17 protein-coding genes are annotated in these 15,484 nt (G+C 32.9%); 4 read left to right on the forward strand and 13 right to left on the reverse strand.

From position 1 onward, the window contains the following. A partial coding sequence (locus KA828_RS03715) for a transposase (protein WP_210125211.1) occupies nt 1-155 on the forward strand: 155 nt, incomplete at its 5' end. Between the two features lie 166 nt (nt 156-321). Here KA828_RS03715 and fabI read toward each other — a convergent pair. The 7 genes from fabI to KA828_RS03750 all read right to left on the reverse strand — a co-directional run bounded on the left by fabI (nt 322) and on the right by KA828_RS03750 (nt 7,436). Next, nucleotides 322-1,092: an enoyl-ACP reductase FabI gene (gene fabI, locus KA828_RS03720; RefSeq protein WP_053029684.1), complete on the reverse strand. Its 771-nt coding sequence runs from the start codon at nt 1,090-1,092 to the stop codon at nt 322-324. 407 nt (nt 1,093-1,499) lie between these two features. Beyond that, nucleotides 1,500-3,344, reverse strand: a complete 1,845-nt coding sequence (locus KA828_RS03725; protein WP_053029686.1) for a monovalent cation:proton antiporter family protein — start codon at nt 3,342-3,344, stop codon at nt 1,500-1,502. A gap of 9 nt (nt 3,345-3,353) precedes the next feature. Beyond that, complete coding sequence (mgtE, locus tag KA828_RS03730) at nt 3,354-4,739, reverse strand: magnesium transporter (protein WP_053029688.1); 1,386 nt, start codon at nt 4,737-4,739, stop codon at nt 3,354-3,356. Nucleotides 4,740-4,760: 21 nt separating this feature from the next. Then, on the reverse strand, nt 4,761-5,624 hold the full coding sequence (locus KA828_RS03735; RefSeq protein ID WP_210125434.1) for an RluA family pseudouridine synthase: 864 nt from the start codon (nt 5,622-5,624) through the stop codon (nt 4,761-4,763). Continuing rightward, entirely contained in the window at nt 5,621-6,430 is an 810-nt protein-coding gene (locus tag KA828_RS03740) for an NAD kinase (protein ID WP_011276221.1), read from the reverse strand. Before KA828_RS03740 ends, KA828_RS03735 begins: the two co-directional genes overlap by 4 nt. 12 nt (nt 6,431-6,442) lie before the next feature. After that, a complete protein-coding gene (gene yjbM, locus KA828_RS03745; RefSeq protein ID WP_011276222.1) occupies nt 6,443-7,072 on the reverse strand; it encodes a GTP diphosphokinase in 630 nt (209 codons plus the stop codon). A 16-nt stretch (nt 7,073-7,088) separates the two neighbouring features. Further along, nucleotides 7,089-7,436 (reverse strand): UPF0738 family protein, encoded by a 348-nt coding sequence (locus KA828_RS03750; protein WP_070855082.1) that lies wholly within the window; start codon nt 7,434-7,436, stop codon nt 7,089-7,091. A gap of 245 nt (nt 7,437-7,681) precedes the next feature. Here KA828_RS03750 and KA828_RS03755 point away from each other — a divergent pair, with 245 nt between their 5' ends. The 3 genes from KA828_RS03755 to yjbH all read left to right on the forward strand — a co-directional run bounded on the left by KA828_RS03755 (nt 7,682) and on the right by yjbH (nt 9,537). Further along, nucleotides 7,682-8,263, forward strand: coding sequence for a CYTH domain-containing protein (locus tag KA828_RS03755; protein WP_210125435.1), 582 nt, complete (start codon nt 7,682-7,684; stop codon nt 8,261-8,263). Nucleotides 8,264-8,350: 87 nt separating this feature from the next. Beyond that, entirely contained in the window at nt 8,351-8,716 is a 366-nt protein-coding gene (locus KA828_RS03760; RefSeq protein WP_053030005.1) for a truncated hemoglobin YjbI, read from the forward strand. Nucleotides 8,717-8,739: 23 nt separating this feature from the next. Next, entirely contained in the window at nt 8,740-9,537 is a 798-nt protein-coding gene (gene yjbH, locus KA828_RS03765; protein WP_053029700.1) for a protease adaptor protein YjbH, read from the forward strand. A gap of 63 nt (nt 9,538-9,600) precedes the next feature. Here yjbH and KA828_RS03770 read toward each other — a convergent pair whose 3' ends face one another. From KA828_RS03770 to spxA, 6 genes are all read right to left on the reverse strand, one after another. Further along, a complete protein-coding gene (locus KA828_RS03770) occupies nt 9,601-10,248 on the reverse strand; it encodes a hypothetical protein (protein ID WP_348634768.1) in 648 nt (215 codons plus the stop codon). A 15-nt stretch (nt 10,249-10,263) separates the two neighbouring features. Further along, nucleotides 10,264-10,641 carry a hypothetical protein gene (locus KA828_RS03775; RefSeq protein WP_210125436.1) on the reverse strand — a complete coding sequence of 126 codons (378 nt, stop codon included), beginning with the start codon at nt 10,639-10,641 and terminating at the stop codon, nt 10,264-10,266. Nucleotides 10,642-10,990: 349 nt separating this feature from the next. Next, nucleotides 10,991-12,799: an oligoendopeptidase F gene (gene pepF / locus KA828_RS03780; protein WP_210125437.1), complete on the reverse strand. Its 1,809-nt coding sequence runs from the start codon at nt 12,797-12,799 to the stop codon at nt 10,991-10,993. A 64-nt stretch (nt 12,800-12,863) separates the two neighbouring features. Further along, complete coding sequence (locus KA828_RS03785; RefSeq protein ID WP_210125438.1) at nt 12,864-13,823, reverse strand: competence protein CoiA; 960 nt, start codon at nt 13,821-13,823, stop codon at nt 12,864-12,866. Nucleotides 13,824-13,925: 102 nt separating this feature from the next. Next, on the reverse strand, nt 13,926-14,645 hold the full coding sequence (mecA, locus tag KA828_RS03790; RefSeq protein ID WP_053029709.1) for an adaptor protein MecA: 720 nt from the start codon (nt 14,643-14,645) through the stop codon (nt 13,926-13,928). Between the two features lie 328 nt (nt 14,646-14,973). Continuing rightward, complete coding sequence (spxA, locus tag KA828_RS03795) at nt 14,974-15,369, reverse strand: transcriptional regulator SpxA (RefSeq protein WP_011276230.1); 396 nt, start codon at nt 15,367-15,369, stop codon at nt 14,974-14,976. Nucleotides 15,370-15,484: the final 115 nt, after the last annotated feature.

A 15,484-nucleotide genomic window follows, 5' to 3' on the forward strand; every position in this document is an offset into this window, starting at 1 on the left:
GTCCTTTAGAAGGAATTAATAATAAAATCAAACTCATTAAAAGTGTATCTTTTGGTTATAGAAATTATGATAATTTACGTAATAGAATTATTATAACTTCGCGACTATTTGCCTCAACAACAAAAAAAGAGATTAAACAACCTAAGGTTGCTTAATCTCAATATTAGGACTCATCAGTCCGATTTGACGAAGAGCCTATATTTTAGGAGTAGGTTTGAATTTATTACGAATTCAAATCTACTCCCTTTTTTAGAAAAAAAAAGAGAACGGGACAGAATTTAAAATAAATTCGTTGTCTCGCTCCCATATTAAATATATTCATTATTTTATTGCGTGGAAACCACTATCTACGTGAATGTTCTCTCCAGTCACACCGCTTGAGAAATCACTTAATAAATAAGCAGCTGTTTTACCTACTTCTTCTTGATCTACATTTCGTCTTAATGGTGCACGTTCTTCAATTTCTTTAAGGATTGTATTGAAGCCACCGACACCTTTAGCACTTAATGTACGAATTGGACCTGCAGAGATCGCATTGACACGAATATTATCTGGACCTAAATCATAGGCTAAATATTTCACATTCGCTTCTAAACTTGCTTTCGCTACGCCCATAACGTTATAGTTTTGAACAGCAAATTCGCCACCAAGATATGTTGTTGCAACAATACTACCACCATTTGGCATTAATTTCTTCGCTTCATGTGCAACAATTGTTAATGAATAAGAGCTGATATCTTGAGCAAGTAAGAAACCTTCTCTTGATGTTTCTGAGAAACGGCCACGTAAATCTTCGATATTAGCAAAAGCGATAGAATGATATACACCATCAATATTGCCTACTTCTTCGCCAATTTTCGCGAAACCATTGACTACATCTTCATCTTTTTGAACATCAATTTGATATAGTTTAGGATCTTCTTGATTTAATTGTTCTAATAATTTTTCTAATTCTTTGCGGCTACGGTCTTTACGATACGTGAAAACAAGTTTAGCCCCTAATTGATCTAATACCTTTGCAACGCCAAATCCGATACTACGTTTATTAGCAATACCCATAATTACGAAGGTTTTATTTTCAAGATTAATCATTCGAAATAACTCCTTAATCATCGATTTTTTATATCTTAATCTCACTGTATAAACAATGTAGACTAATCTAACGTTATTATTTTACCATTCTTACTTAACAATTATAAAGCAATATTATTACCTTATGAGATGAAAAGAGGCGGAAATATAAAGATTGTACTTTGGAAATGCTAAACTTAGAACGCGTTATTTTAAATAGTGATTTTGCTTTAGCCACTCAAAAATGAAGATTAACGGCGGAGTTACCCCCTGGCTAGCGATTTCCTATAAGCAATTCTACAAGTAGCGCAAGCTGAGTACTTTCACACCTTACAACGTTTGAGAAACAATTTTGCAAATCACTCGGTTCTTCTCAAATCCTAAATACCTTTGTCCCGACCTCATAATCAATTGTTGATTCCACTCAATCAATAATAAAACTCTAAATCTGATTTTAATTCATCAACATACTCTTTCGAGCCCGTTACGATAAGTCTATCTTTATACCTTAATTGTGTATCACCATGAGGGACGATGGATTCATTGTTACGGATAATTCGTACAAAGATAATGTCACCGCCAAATGGGAAATTACGTAACTGAATATTTTCATATTGATGATTTAACATTTCAATTTCATATAATGATGTTTCCACATTGCTTAAAATGTTCAACATATTTGGTGTTTCGATTAAGCCTTGTAAGAAGATTTTATTACTAATGAAGTTACTGAATACTTCAATACCTTCACCTTTCATTTCTTCATCTTCATTACTGTTTTCTAATCGACAAATGACACGCTTAACATCATGTGCTTTAGCTAATTTAGCGACTTCTCGGTTAAGACTATCATCATTAGCAGAACAAACTACAATATCTTGATTGAATAATCCTAATCTTTCTAAGAGGTGTTCCTCATAGTGCGCGATTTCAACCACAGTTATATGATCCGATAAATTACGTTTATCTCCTAAATCTTTACGATAATATAAGGTCACGTTATAAAGATGTGGTGATAAATTTTGCACAATTGGAATCGTCAACTGATTCTTACCTATTAACGCAATATCAATTTTACGATTAGCTTCATCGGGAATTGGAAACATTTTCTTGAAAATAATTGGTACAAACACACAAGTAATAATCGCACTTAAAATAAGTATGCCTGACATTTCAGATGATATCGTATTTAATTGTTCTGCAATTTTAGCAGAGGCAATGACTAATGATAGTGTTGACGTTAATAAAAATGCTGATGCTATTGTTGTCTTGCTGTCAAACCATCGTCGAATAAAGAAAACTGGAATTAACTTCGAAATAATAAAAGCGATAATTAATACTGGAATGATTAATAATAGTGATGGTTCTTTAATTAATGACGGAATATTTAAATCAACACCCACCATAATAAAGAAGATTGGAATAAAGAACCCATATCCAAATGAATCGAGCGTATGCACTAATTCTTCGTCTGGTTTCAGTAAAGATACAACGACACCAGCTAAGAATGCGCCTAATATGTATTCAGCGCCTACCCCTTCAGCAAGTGCGACTAAAAGAATGATAAGGGCAAATATTGCTCTGATACCAATTTGCGTTGTGCCACCAATTAAACGGTGTAAAAATTTCATACGCTTAAATACAACACCTAATATATAGAAAATGGCCGTAAAGACAAGCAGAATTGCTGAAAGCCATACAGAACCATTACCACTACCATTGATACCACCGTATATAGTTAACAGTACCATTGTCACTAAATCGGCTAATACGGCCACTAACAATATAAATTGACCAATGGTCGTACGCATGATATTCATTTCTTTCAATGTCGGTACGACAACACCTAGTGATATCGTTGATATAATAATAATCATTAACAAGACATCATCTACTAGCCCTAACCATTTGAACGCGTACGCTAATATAACAGAAATAATCATGATAAAAGCAAACACAGTTAAGGCTAAGTTAAGATGACTTGGTACATTCTTTTCATGCTTATTAGTACCTTGTCGATTTCTTTTATCCTTTTTAAACGTACTAAAATCAATTTCTAGACCACTTAAAAACATTAAAAAGATAAACCCTAAAGTTGATAATATGTTCAGCATACTATCTTTATGTACTAAATTTAAAAAAGACTGACCAATAATAATCCCCATTATAATTTCAGCTACGACAACTGGTAAAAAATTGATGTTCAGCCTATTGATAATAATTGGTGTTAAAAAAGCTGCTAGAACTACAATAACTAGTGAAAAAAACTCCATTTTGTCCCCCTATGTTAAATATGACATGAATGTTGTTGCTAAACCAAAGTAAATTAACATACTTACAATATCATTTATCGTTGTAATAAATGGTCCACTGGCTACAGCTGGATCAATATTCAATTTATTCATAAACAATGGAATCATAGAACCAACTAATGTACCAACTGTCATCGCAATAGTCAGACTGCCCCCTACAATTAAAGCTAAAAATGGTTGTCTATAAATGACAACTATGATAATAAATAAGACAGTGGCACACACTAATCCTGATAGTAAGCCACTTCCCGCTTCTCTTAAAGCAACCTTAAATTTACTTTGTTCATCAATTTCTCCAGTTGAAATATTACGTACAGACACCGCTAATGATTGCGTACCAGAGTTCCCAGACATACCACTAATAATTGGTATAAATGCTGCTAACAACGCAACTTGTGATAATGTTGATTCAAAACTTCCTAATATTGTGGCAGTAATCATTCCTAAAAATGTAAGTATGATTAACCAAGGTAGTCGTTTAGTCGCAGTTTTGACAACAGAATCATTCGTTGAGTCGATATCAGATACCCCGGCTAAACGTGAGTAGTCTTCACTCGCTTCTTCATCCATGACATCTAAGATATCATCGATTGTAATAATACCTAATAAATGTTGTTGATAATCAATAACTGGCATAGCGATAAAGTCATAATCTCTCATCTTTTGTGCTACATCTTCTTGGTCATCAGCTACATTAACACTAATGACACGCTCACTCATGATATCTTCGATGTAAGCATCATTTTCTGCTACGATTAAATCTCTTAAAGATAATACACCAACTAATTGTCCGTCCGTGTTTACGGCAAAAATAACATAAATTGTTTCGGCATCTGGTGCTTGTTCTTTTACTAACATCAATGCTTCTTTAACCGGTGTATTCACATCAAGCGAAATATATTCCGTCGTCATTATACCGCCGGCTGTATCTTCTTCGTAATGTAATAGATGCTTAATTTCATTTGCATCTTCACGATTCATTAATGTTAACAAGCTAGCTACTTTCGGTTTTGACAGCTCATTTAAAATATCTACGGCATTATCGGAAGACATTTCTTCTAATACTTTACTCGCATAATGCGCATTCATCGTATCAAAGAGGTCCTCATATGCTTCATCATCAATCTCTAATTGTTCAAAGAATTCCCCAACTTCTTGTGGTGATAAAAATTCAAATATTTTTTGTCTGTTCTCATTCGTTGTATCTTCAAAGTATTCACTTTGTTCATATTCATGCATTGCTAGAAATTCTTCTCTAAAACGATCAATATCATCTTGTATTAATAACTCGTCTAACAAATTTTGGTTATAGACTTCCTCATTGTTATAGTCATTATTTTCTGTTTCTAATGACAACGTCAGCACCTCCAAATCTTATTATAATTCTGTATATATCTTGTCTAGCCATTTATAATCTATCTCTATCTCAATCTCTTTATTATAAATCGGATGTATGAATGTCACTTTATAACATTGTAAAGATTGCGTATGAATAGTAGGATGACTTCCCTCATATAAATCATCGCCTACAAGTGGATGCCCAATATAATTAAAATGAACGCGTATTTGGTGTGTACGCCCGGTATGTAATTTAATTTCACATAGGCTCGCATTAGGTTTATGCGCAATCGCTTTATACGATGTTTTAGCGTATTTCCCCGAATTATCTACCTTCCTAGTGATAATACTTTGACTGTCTCTTGCAATTGGCGCTTCGATCACACCATCGATTGGCGTTTGACCATAACACACGCACATATATCGTTTATCTAGAGCCATCGTCGACATTAAATGATGGATATGCCCATACTTAGCAAATAAAACAATGCCACGAGTATTACGATCTAAACGTGTAACAATATGCGGTACAATCACCGAATGCATAAATTGTCCATCATTCAAATAGTACAATACGCGTTCTATCAAACTATCATGTGGATGTTCTCTTGATGGTGTACTATTTAAATGATGCGGTTTAGAAACAATAATTAAATAGTCGTCTTCATATAGCACTTCAACAGGGTTGTTGGAAGGTATTAAATACGCACTAGGTATTTCTTCAGGTAACTCAATGGTTAATTCATCACCCGGCATCATCATTTTCCTAACGGTGACATGCTTATTATTAATAATTAAAGCGCCATTAAGTTTAATGGCGCTAATTGTCTTTTTAGAGTAATGATGACGCTGTAAAAAAGACTTAAGCAGTTCATTATGCTGAATCTTATATACAAATTTCATCGACCATCTTCACTCTCTATAAATGAATCATGTACCCTTTTCCAGAATGGGAATGGTCTAAATCTAGCAAATCGAACTTTCTCGTTCGCTACTCTAAATTGGATACCATTGACATTTTTATGTTTTAAACTCACATGATCAATTGTGGTAAGTATCGTGTCGTGATTAACTGGTGTGATTAAGCATGTATGATGCTTAGGCAAAACAAGTGGTGAACCCACTGTTCTAAAAACTCTATTATTGATAGAAGCAATTTCAGCGATTTGCATGGCTTCAAGTGAAGGATGTATTAACGCACCACCTAATGCTTTATTATAGGCAGTAGAACCTGATGGTGTTGAAATACATAATCCATCACCTCTAAAACGCTCAAATTGTTTTCCACGAATACCTACATCCACAACGAGTGTCGATCCATTTTCAGTCTTCATCGTTGCTTCATTTAAAGCTAAATAACGTGTTTCATAACCATTGTCATTGTATCTCACAATAATTTCTAACAATGGATATTCAATGACTTGAAATTCAGAATTATTAATTTCGATAATTAATTTTTCCACTTCATGAGGCAACCAATCAGCATAAAATCCTAAATGGCCTGTATGTACACCGACAAACGCCACCTGTGACAACATATGACTATATTGGTGAAAAGCTTGGAGCAACGTTCCATCTCCACCTACCGAAATCACTATTTCTGGATTAACGGCATCTTCTACCATATGGAAGTCTTTCATATGATTTATCATTTTATGCTTTAATGCATTGGATTTCGAATCACCTTTTGACAAGATTGTATAACGCATCCCCACACCTCATTAGTCATGTTTTTTTGCACGTTTTTGAGAATAATATTTCTGTGCTTCTTGAATTTCATCTTTAATCTCAGACATTTCCTCGTCTAGAAGATATGCCGCTTCTGCTGCACGTTCAAGACGATGCTGAATTTCTGCTGGATAATCACCGTCATATTTATATCTAAGTGTATGTTCGATGGTAGCCCAGAAATTCATCGCTAATGTTCGAATTTGGATTTCCGCTAAAATAGCTTTCTGACCATTTAGCGTTTCAATTGGGTACTCAATAATCACATGATATGAACGATAACCACTTTGTTTCGTATTATTAATATAGTCACGTTCTTCAATCACCTTGAAATCCTGGCGCTGTCTAAGCATATTAACCACAACGTCGATATCATCCACAAATTGACACATCATTCTTAGACCGGCAATATCATACATCTCTTCACGTAGTCGATCAAATGGTATACCCCTTTTATTCGCCTTATCAATAATACTCGTAATTGGTTTTACTCGACCAGTAACGAATTCAATGGGTGAAGCATCTTCTCCAACTTCATATTGCTTACGCAAACCTTTTAATTTTACCTTTAACTCATCAACGGCTTGTTTATATGGTGTTAAAAATTGATCCCATTGATTCATATTGTTTCACTCCGCTTCACTTTAGGTCAAAAGTTTCTTCAACAGCTGAAACAAACTCCTTACCATAGTTATTATTTCCTTCAACATTCTCAAGGATATAATCTAATTCCTCTTGAAAATGTTCTAATTCCAATTCATCGTTTACAATTAATTTCTTGCCTCTATTCTCATGCAACATGGACCATGTTTCTTGAACGAAAATCAAGTAATCATACGATTGTCCATCATCTAATAAGTAGGCAAATCCATAATTATCACTATCAACAAGCATTTGCCCTACTTCTACTAACCCATCAGTTGGATCTTCTGAGTAGCAATAAATGCCATCGTCTTTAATTTTAATTTCATTTACATAAATACGCATGCTTGTTCCTCCTTATTATTCTTTACTAGTTTAACATAATTCAACTGCATAACACACGTTTGAAATGCACTTATTAATCGTTTAGTCCTGTTCAATTAACGCCGTTACGTCGCCGTTAGACACATCATTTTAAAATCTATACTTTTTTGCTCATATTTACTTATTTCACACAACTTTAATTACTTTAAATTTTGATACAACTCAGTCATAATGTATTACAATAAATGGATTACGAGGTGCTAGTTATGGCTACAAATAATGAAATTGAATTCAAACAATTACTAAATAAAGACGTGTACGATAAATTTAAGCATGCATTTTTCGAACATAAAGAACCTTTTACTCAAACAAACTATTATATTGATACGCCAAGTTTCACATTACGTAATCATAAGTCAGCATTACGTATTCGCGTTAAAAATGATACATACGAAATGACCTTAAAAGTACCAGCCGAAGTAGGTTTAATGGAATACAATCATATGGTGACGTATCATCCAAACACTGGTGATGTGATATCCACGCACACATTACCGCATGATATTCGAGACATTATTGAATCATACGGTGTTAATGACAATGAACTCACTATATTAGGTGCACTAACAACAGCGCGTCTGGAAACAACTTATCAAGACGAATTATTAGTATTAGATAGAAGTGATTATTTCGACAAGGTTGATTATGAATTAGAATTTGAAGTTAATGATTATAACAGTGGCTTGCAGAAATTTAATAAGCTATTAAATGAATTTAATCTTGAACACACTGTACCGAAAAATAAAGTACAACGTTTCTTCAATTACAAGAATCAAATTGAGAACTAATCCAACGTCATTGTAAAAAGTCAAATTACTTTTAAATGTAAAAATTCATGTTATATTAGTAATATATTAATGGAAATTGGTGATATTATGTCTAAAACGCCATACGATATTATAGGTGAAACAGCGCTCTACAATATGATTGATCATTTCTATTCCTTAGTTGAAAAAGATGATAGAATCAATCATTTGTTTCCTGGGGATTTTGCCGAAACGAGTAGAAAACAAAAACAATTTCTCACTCAATTTCTTGGTGGACCAAACCTATATACTGAAGAACACGGACATCCGATGTTAAAAAAGAGACACATGGAATTTAAAATAACAACTTACGAAAGAGATGCATGGTTAGAAAATATGCATATTGCAATAACCGATGCGCAATTTCCAGCTGGCGTCGGAGATTACTTATATGAACGATTACGTCTAACCGCAAATCACATGGTAAATTCCTAAATATAATTGAAGGTGAGTAAAACATGGCTGAAGAACTAAAAATCGTAGACAATAAAAGTCGTGAAGATGCTAATCTGTCACCTGTAAATAAAATTGAAATTTATTCATTTTTCGATCCGTTTAATGCAGATTGCTTTAAATTATCAGCGATTATTTCTAAATTAAGAATTGAATATAATCAATATATCCGTATCAGACATATTCTAAACCCTTCATTGAAAGTACTTACTAAGTGCCAAGCTCAAAGTACCTCTGATTTTGATAATATCGCCTTAGCTTATAAAGCCGCTGAATTACAAGGGCGTTTAAGAGCAGAGCGTTTTATACATTTAATGCAAAATGAAATCATCCCTAAGAAGGATATTATTACGGAAGAGATGATTTGTGACTGTATCATCAACGCAGGTTTAGATTACAATGAATTTAAAGAAGATCTACAAAAGCGCAAACTAACTGAAAGTTTAAAAATAGATTTACACATTGCTCGAGAAATGGAAATTGAACAGGCTCCTTCACTTGTATTTTTCAGTGAAGATGTTCATGAGGAAGGACTCAAAGTCGAAGGATTATATCCATATCATATATATACTTACATCATTAACGAATTAATGGGTACCCCAATTGAGAAAAACCTTCCACCAAAAATTGAGGAATATATTCAAAAGAAACAACTTGTCACTATGGAAGAATTATTAACCATTTACGAGTGGCCCGAAAAGTTATTGACCAAAGAACTAAAAAAATTGGCGTTACAACAAAAAGTTGAAAAACTTCAATATCCTGAAGGCGATTTTTGGCAATCAAAAATGCCTAGAATTTAATTAAAAACAACCAATCATTGCAGAGTCGCTTTGATTGGTTGTTTTTTTGATTGTTTAACTTAATTAAGGTTGTACAACCCCATTTTTTATTTTCACATTACTTCCTTTTTGAAGCTTATCAAATTGATGCTTTGGCAACACAACAACTCTATCTCCCTGCTTTGTCTTAATAGTCACTGTATATAATGTCTCTTTAGCTTTCATTTGATGTTTTAACATATTCATTTGATAGTTAACGCTATGTTTATGTTCTTGAGATGAATTAGCAATCATATAATAAAATAGCCAATTGTTATAGAAGTTTGTTGCCATAAATTGTGATGGTACTGAAGCATTTGAACTATATTTGTAATTAGGATTTAAAAGTGCACGTGTTTGATGATTGTAGCGACTTGAATGATATGTGTTTTTAGCTTTAGTATTATGAGCTATATTACTCGTTTTAGACGCTTGCGCTGCAGCACGTTGGCTGGACAGTCTTGATGCACGAGAAGCGTTAACTGCACTAGAGCGATTCATAGATGAACTTGAAGACGATGTCGTTCTAGTTGCTGCACTACTTGAAGATGCACTGCTTGAACTTGAAGACGATGAACTACTTGATGTGCCACCATTTGAAGTTGTAGCATGTAGCTGATGATGTGGCATTTCAAACATATAAAGTAAGCTCACAATACTAATGCAACTTATCAACTTTACTATTTTGTTCACTAAGTCGTCACCCTCCTATTTAGTTACTTGATCTTTTGAAATTACTTTTCCTTCTACATCATCATCGCCATAAGTCATATACGGTGGTCGATAGACATGTATATTTTTACCATCTTTAATGATGTAAGGTTTTTCATTACCATCGCTTAATATATGTTCATAAACATGATTTAAACTTGTGCGTTCAATATGTGGGTGCTTTTCTTTATCATTATATTTAATTTCAACATTAGGCGAATCTTCATCACCATCATTTAAGACTTCGTAATATACATACTCAAATTTTTCTGATTTCTTACTGTCATTTGATGGTTCCTTTTGTTCCCCATCGTCACAAGCAGCTAAAACAATTGTTAAGCAAATCATAGACAATAAAAAAGTAAATCTTTTCATTGATATCCCCTTTCAAATTGATTAAATATAAAATTAAATCATAACTTAATTTTAAAAATTAATATTAAAAATCATCATGTGATAGAAAAGGGGATAAAACTATTTATAAAATAAGAGATAATAAACTCAGATGGTTATTAAAAAAAGTATAAAAAAACGCCGTGTCTGATTACACGACGCTAAACAAAGGGGATGGGAGAAATTTTTCACTTCAAACAAAGGGGTATGTTTGTTATGTGATTAATTTCATGTTCATAATATAACACGGTAAAATAGGTGTTTCAATAATAAAGTCTCTTTATTTTTAAATTGTCACAAACTTGCCATATTGTAAACGTATACAGTTATTTTAAGCTTTCATTAACTTTTCAAACGCATCTAATTTTTGCTCGAAAACTTCACAAGCTTGCTCAATAGGTTCTGGAGATGTCATATCCACACCTGCATTTTTCAGAATTTCAATTGGGTAATTAGAACTTCCTTTTTTCAAGAATTCATTAATATATCTATCTACAACTGGTTTACCCTCAGTAAGAATTTGATGACTTAAACTTTGTGCGGCACTATAACCTGTTGCATATTGATATACATAATAGTTCATATAGAAGTGAGGAATACGTGACCATTCTTTGCTAATATTGTCATCTGTTTCAACAACATCACCAAAATATTGTTGATTCAATTTAGCATATTCCTCATTCATACGTGTTGCCGTCAATGGTTCACCCGCTTCTTCAATCTGATGAATTTTATGCTCAAATTCTGCAAACATTGTTTGACGGAATAAAGTCGCTCTGAATCTTTCAAGTTCTTGATTTAACAATAATAAACGACGTTCATCATCTAAATGTTTATCCATATAATCACTTAATAACGCTTCATTACAAGTTGATGCAACTTCAGCAACAAAGATTGAATAGTCACTAGAATTTGATGGTTGATATTTACGACTGAAATAACTATGTGCTGAATGACCAAACTCATGAATTAATGTATATAAGTCAGAGACAGTATCTGACCAGTTTAATAGAATAAACGGATTAGTTAAGTGTGCACCAGATGAGTAACCACCTGAACGTTTACCTTTATTCTCATATACGTCTACCCAACGATTATTTAAACCTTCTTTAACAACATCAAGATATGTTTCACCCATTGGCTCTAACGCTTTAAGCATCCATTCTTTCGCTTCTTCATAAGGCATTTCAAATTTAACATCTTTGACCATAGGTGTGTATAAATCGTACATTTTTAAGTCGTCGATATTTAATAATTCTTTTCTTAATTTCGTATATCTGTGTAATAATGGTAAATATTTATGCACGGTCTTAATCAAATTATCGTACACTTCTTCAGGAATATGGTTGTTACTTAACGCACGTTCACGCGCAGTTTTATAATGATGTGTACGTGCATTAAACACATTCTTCTTAACTTCACCTGCTAAAGTTGATCCTAACGTATTATTATAAGCACCATATGCTTTATATAAATTATTATATGCAGATTGACGTAATACTCGATCATCTGATTCTAAATATTTAATAAAAGTGCCTTGCGTTAATGGATGTTTCTCACCATTTTTATCGACCGCATCTTCAAATTCCAAATCAGCATTACTGAACATACCATATACATTACTTGGTGTAGATAATGCATCTTGTGCTTCAGTTAATAATCTTTCTTGTTCTGCATCTAAAATGTGTGGTCGTTTTTCGTTAATCAATTTCAAGTCAAATTCGTAACGTTTTAAATCATTATTCTCATTAATAAAAGTTTGTAGTTTATCTTCATCAATTTGAAGTATTTCAGGTACCAAGAAACTCCATGCTGAACTTATTTTAATGATAAGTTGATGCGCACGTGATTCAAAACCAGTATATTTATCATTTGATGTGTCTTGGTCTTGTTTTAAATGTGCATATACATATACTTTTTCAAGTTTAGTACCAATTTCATCTTCTAATGATAACGCATTGTATAACGTTTCCGAGCTATCACCTAAGTGTCCTTTAAATTGTTCTTCTTTACCTAGATAACCTTCAACCTCTTTTAATGCGGCTTCGAAAGCTTCATCACTCTCAAAAATTGTTGTTAAATCCCACGTATCATTTGGATATTTACGTTCTTGCTCTTCTCTTGTTAATTGTTGACTCATATAGTAAACCTCCTATAATAACTAATGGTATAATTTTCTCATTATTCCCTTTGAATTGCACGTTTTAACTATATTTCCTGTAATGATTAATGAGTTCTGAGACAACATGATCCATAGAAATAATGTTAAGGTACATCTGTCTAAATTTAAGAAAGTCTTTTAAACACCGATGCACATCACGTTCTTGTTGATTCAATAATTCCAATTGTAATTGCCACTGAACTGGATGATTCTCAATGTAAAGTTGATAAGGGAATATGTATCCGAAGTTACGATAAACAGCTTCATCTGACAACCTTAATTGATACATTGCACTTAAAGAAGGTTCAAGGACAGAATTTTGTCTTCTACATTGATTCAAGTAATGATGTATTTCAGATTTCATTAGCTTGAAAATGTGTTGATATGGTGGCGACATTATATTAATCTGATTCACTAATTCATTGATTTCAATGACTGTTTGTTTTGCGATAAATTGTTTGCCACCAATATGCTGAATTTGACTATATAAAACAATGCACTTGTTCTCATGATTCCATACATATAAACACCTGTTAATTGGATGTATAAAATGTGCTTGAAATGAATTGAGGTATAGCCTTCCTCTATGATATCGACAATCTTTAATCAACCAAATGACTTCCATATTCATTTGTTTAAACCCCTTTGTTCGTTCTAAGATTTCTTCTATAGTTATTCTAGAAAATTGAATTTCAATGACAAATTTTAAGTTGACTAGTATATCTGGGAATTGTTGTATCGTCGGGCAATAAGGCTCAATTTGAACGTGATAATGCTGTTGTGATAACATCTTCGCAATGAAGCACTTTACAAAGTAATGTTGTTCCGATTCTTGCTTCGCACAATAACTTACGCTATCCACTTTATGCGCGAAATGCGGGATTTTCTTTGTGCCACGTTTTAGCAATAGTTGTGATCTACAATGCGGACAAAAATAACTGTCTTGTTGCTTTGCACGATACGCATATACTTGCTCGCCTTGTTGATTTATAGCCATTAACATAAATTTCACTCACCTCAAAAGATTAAACGTTTGAGATGGTGATTTTACTTCTCAACACAAAAAAACCGAAGCAATATTCATTGCCTCGGTAAAAACCTTTCATTATTCAACCGTATCTGGGAAATAACGACGGACTTGTGCAGTGACGTTATGACTCATAATAATCTTAGCATAATCGTTTAAATACACTTCAGTTTTATCAGTTGGATATGCAAATTCTAGCATTTGACTATAACTATCATTAATAGTCTCTTGACTCACTGTTTCATCAAAGTGAACAGCATAATAATATTTATTATCATTCATATATAATAAATCTTCAAATTCATCAGTTGATAAATTATGATGATAAGCATAACTTATCACTTGTTCTAAATCATCGAATTTAACAATAACTGTTCTAATATTAGATCGTTGTTTCGTTTGCTTTTGTTCAGATTTATGCGCTTGTTTTTGTTGCGCTCTTTGTTCGAATAAGTTTTCAATACTGTCTTCATTTTCCAATGTATTTGCAAGTAATTCATTAACCTGTTCTTCAAATTGTTCATTCGCATCTTCATCTGACATATGCATAGCGTCTTCATTTTTAGATTTAGAAATCGTAACTTCCACACCTTTTTCGAAGGCATGTACTTGTATCCAAAGTGGGCCTTCAACTACGAAGTCCTCTTCTTCATTGATTTCATCCATCATTGACCAGAAGAATTCTTCGCCTCTTTTACGGTTCGTCCATAAATCTTCACGACTAAATCCTCTAGCTTCAATATCACTATAAGTTATAAATAATTTGACTGTTGTGTCATCAACGCGTTCTATTCTCATATCATCTCACTCCTTACAGTCGATGAATAGTAACCATATTGTATTAGAACGTGGTGGAAATTACAATTTATTTGTTTGATTAAATTTAACTATTTTATAATCGTTATCTATACTAACATATTCCCTTTTAGAGTTACAAAAAGGGAGTGGAACAGAATTCTTTTTAAATTCGTCGTCCCACCCCCGCAAGGATGACTAGAACTGAGAAAAGCTTAATTAAAGCGCCTTCTCAGTTCAGTCAACTACTGCAAATTTGCAAAATAGCTTCATTATATTAATTATGTCCCAGTCTCTTCATAATATTATAATCTTCAATTAAATTTTAAAATTAATCTACAAGACGTTGCGCTTCTTGTAATTGGAAAGTACGAACCTTTCTAGGTAAGAAACGTCTAATTTCATCTTCATTATAACCAACTTGTAAACGTTTTTCATCTAAAATAATTGGACGACGTAAAAGTCCAGGATTATCTTGGATGATTGCATAAAGATCTTGTAATGGTAAAGAATCAATATCAACGTTTAATTTTTGGTATGTTTTAGAACGAGTAGAAATAATTTCATCAGTTCCGTCTTCAGTCATTTTTAAAATTTGTTTGATTTCATCAATTGTTAAATGTTCAGAAAAAATGTTACGCTCCGTATATGGAATGTCATGTTCTTGTAACCATGCTTTCGCTTTACGGCAAGATGTGCAACTTGGTGAAGTAAATAATGTTACCATACATCTCACTCTCCTATTGAATGAATATTATTCATTATTTTTAAATTTATTGATTAAGAAATAATCGTTTATTTAGTCCTCTTAACCTTACAATGTAAGTATAACTATCTAACAT

The sequence above is a fragment of the Staphylococcus sp. GDY8P85P genome, from assembly GCF_017892405.1.
In the GTDB taxonomy this organism is placed as follows: Bacteria; Bacillota; Bacilli; order Staphylococcales; family Staphylococcaceae; genus Staphylococcus; species Staphylococcus borealis.

Excerpts from the sequence above, each read along its gene's own strand:
- fabI (WP_053029684.1), bottom strand. The coding sequence starts at position 1,092 with ATGATTAATCTTGAAAATAAAACCTTCGTAATTATGGGTATTGCTAAT.
- mecA (WP_053029709.1), bottom strand. The coding sequence starts at position 14,645 with ATGAGAATAGAACGCGTTGATGACACAACAGTCAAATTATTTATAACT.
- KA828_RS03735 (WP_210125434.1), bottom strand. The coding sequence starts at position 5,624 with ATGAAATTTGTATATAAGATTCAGCATAATGAACTGCTTAAGTCTTTT.
- yjbH (WP_053029700.1), top strand. The coding sequence starts at position 8,740 with ATGGCTGAAGAACTAAAAATCGTAGACAATAAAAGTCGTGAAGATGCT.
- KA828_RS03775 (WP_210125436.1), bottom strand. The coding sequence starts at position 10,641 with ATGAAAAGATTTACTTTTTTATTGTCTATGATTTGCTTAACAATTGTT.
- KA828_RS03725 (WP_053029686.1), bottom strand. The coding sequence starts at position 3,344 with ATGGAGTTTTTTTCACTAGTTATTGTAGTTCTAGCAGCTTTTTTAACA.
- KA828_RS03755 (WP_210125435.1), top strand. The coding sequence starts at position 7,682 with ATGGCTACAAATAATGAAATTGAATTCAAACAATTACTAAATAAAGAC.
- yjbM (WP_011276222.1), bottom strand. The coding sequence starts at position 7,072 with ATGAATCAATGGGATCAATTTTTAACACCATATAAACAAGCCGTTGAT.
- KA828_RS03750 (WP_070855082.1), bottom strand. The coding sequence starts at position 7,436 with ATGCGTATTTATGTAAATGAAATTAAAATTAAAGACGATGGCATTTAT.
- spxA (WP_011276230.1), bottom strand. The coding sequence starts at position 15,369 with ATGGTAACATTATTTACTTCACCAAGTTGCACATCTTGCCGTAAAGCG.
- KA828_RS03785 (WP_210125438.1), bottom strand. The coding sequence starts at position 13,823 with ATGTTAATGGCTATAAATCAACAAGGCGAGCAAGTATATGCGTATCGT.
- KA828_RS03760 (WP_053030005.1), top strand. The coding sequence starts at position 8,351 with ATGTCTAAAACGCCATACGATATTATAGGTGAAACAGCGCTCTACAAT.
- KA828_RS03740 (WP_011276221.1), bottom strand. The coding sequence starts at position 6,430 with ATGCGTTATACAATCTTGTCAAAAGGTGATTCGAAATCCAATGCATTA.
- pepF (WP_210125437.1), bottom strand. The coding sequence starts at position 12,799 with ATGAGTCAACAATTAACAAGAGAAGAGCAAGAACGTAAATATCCAAAT.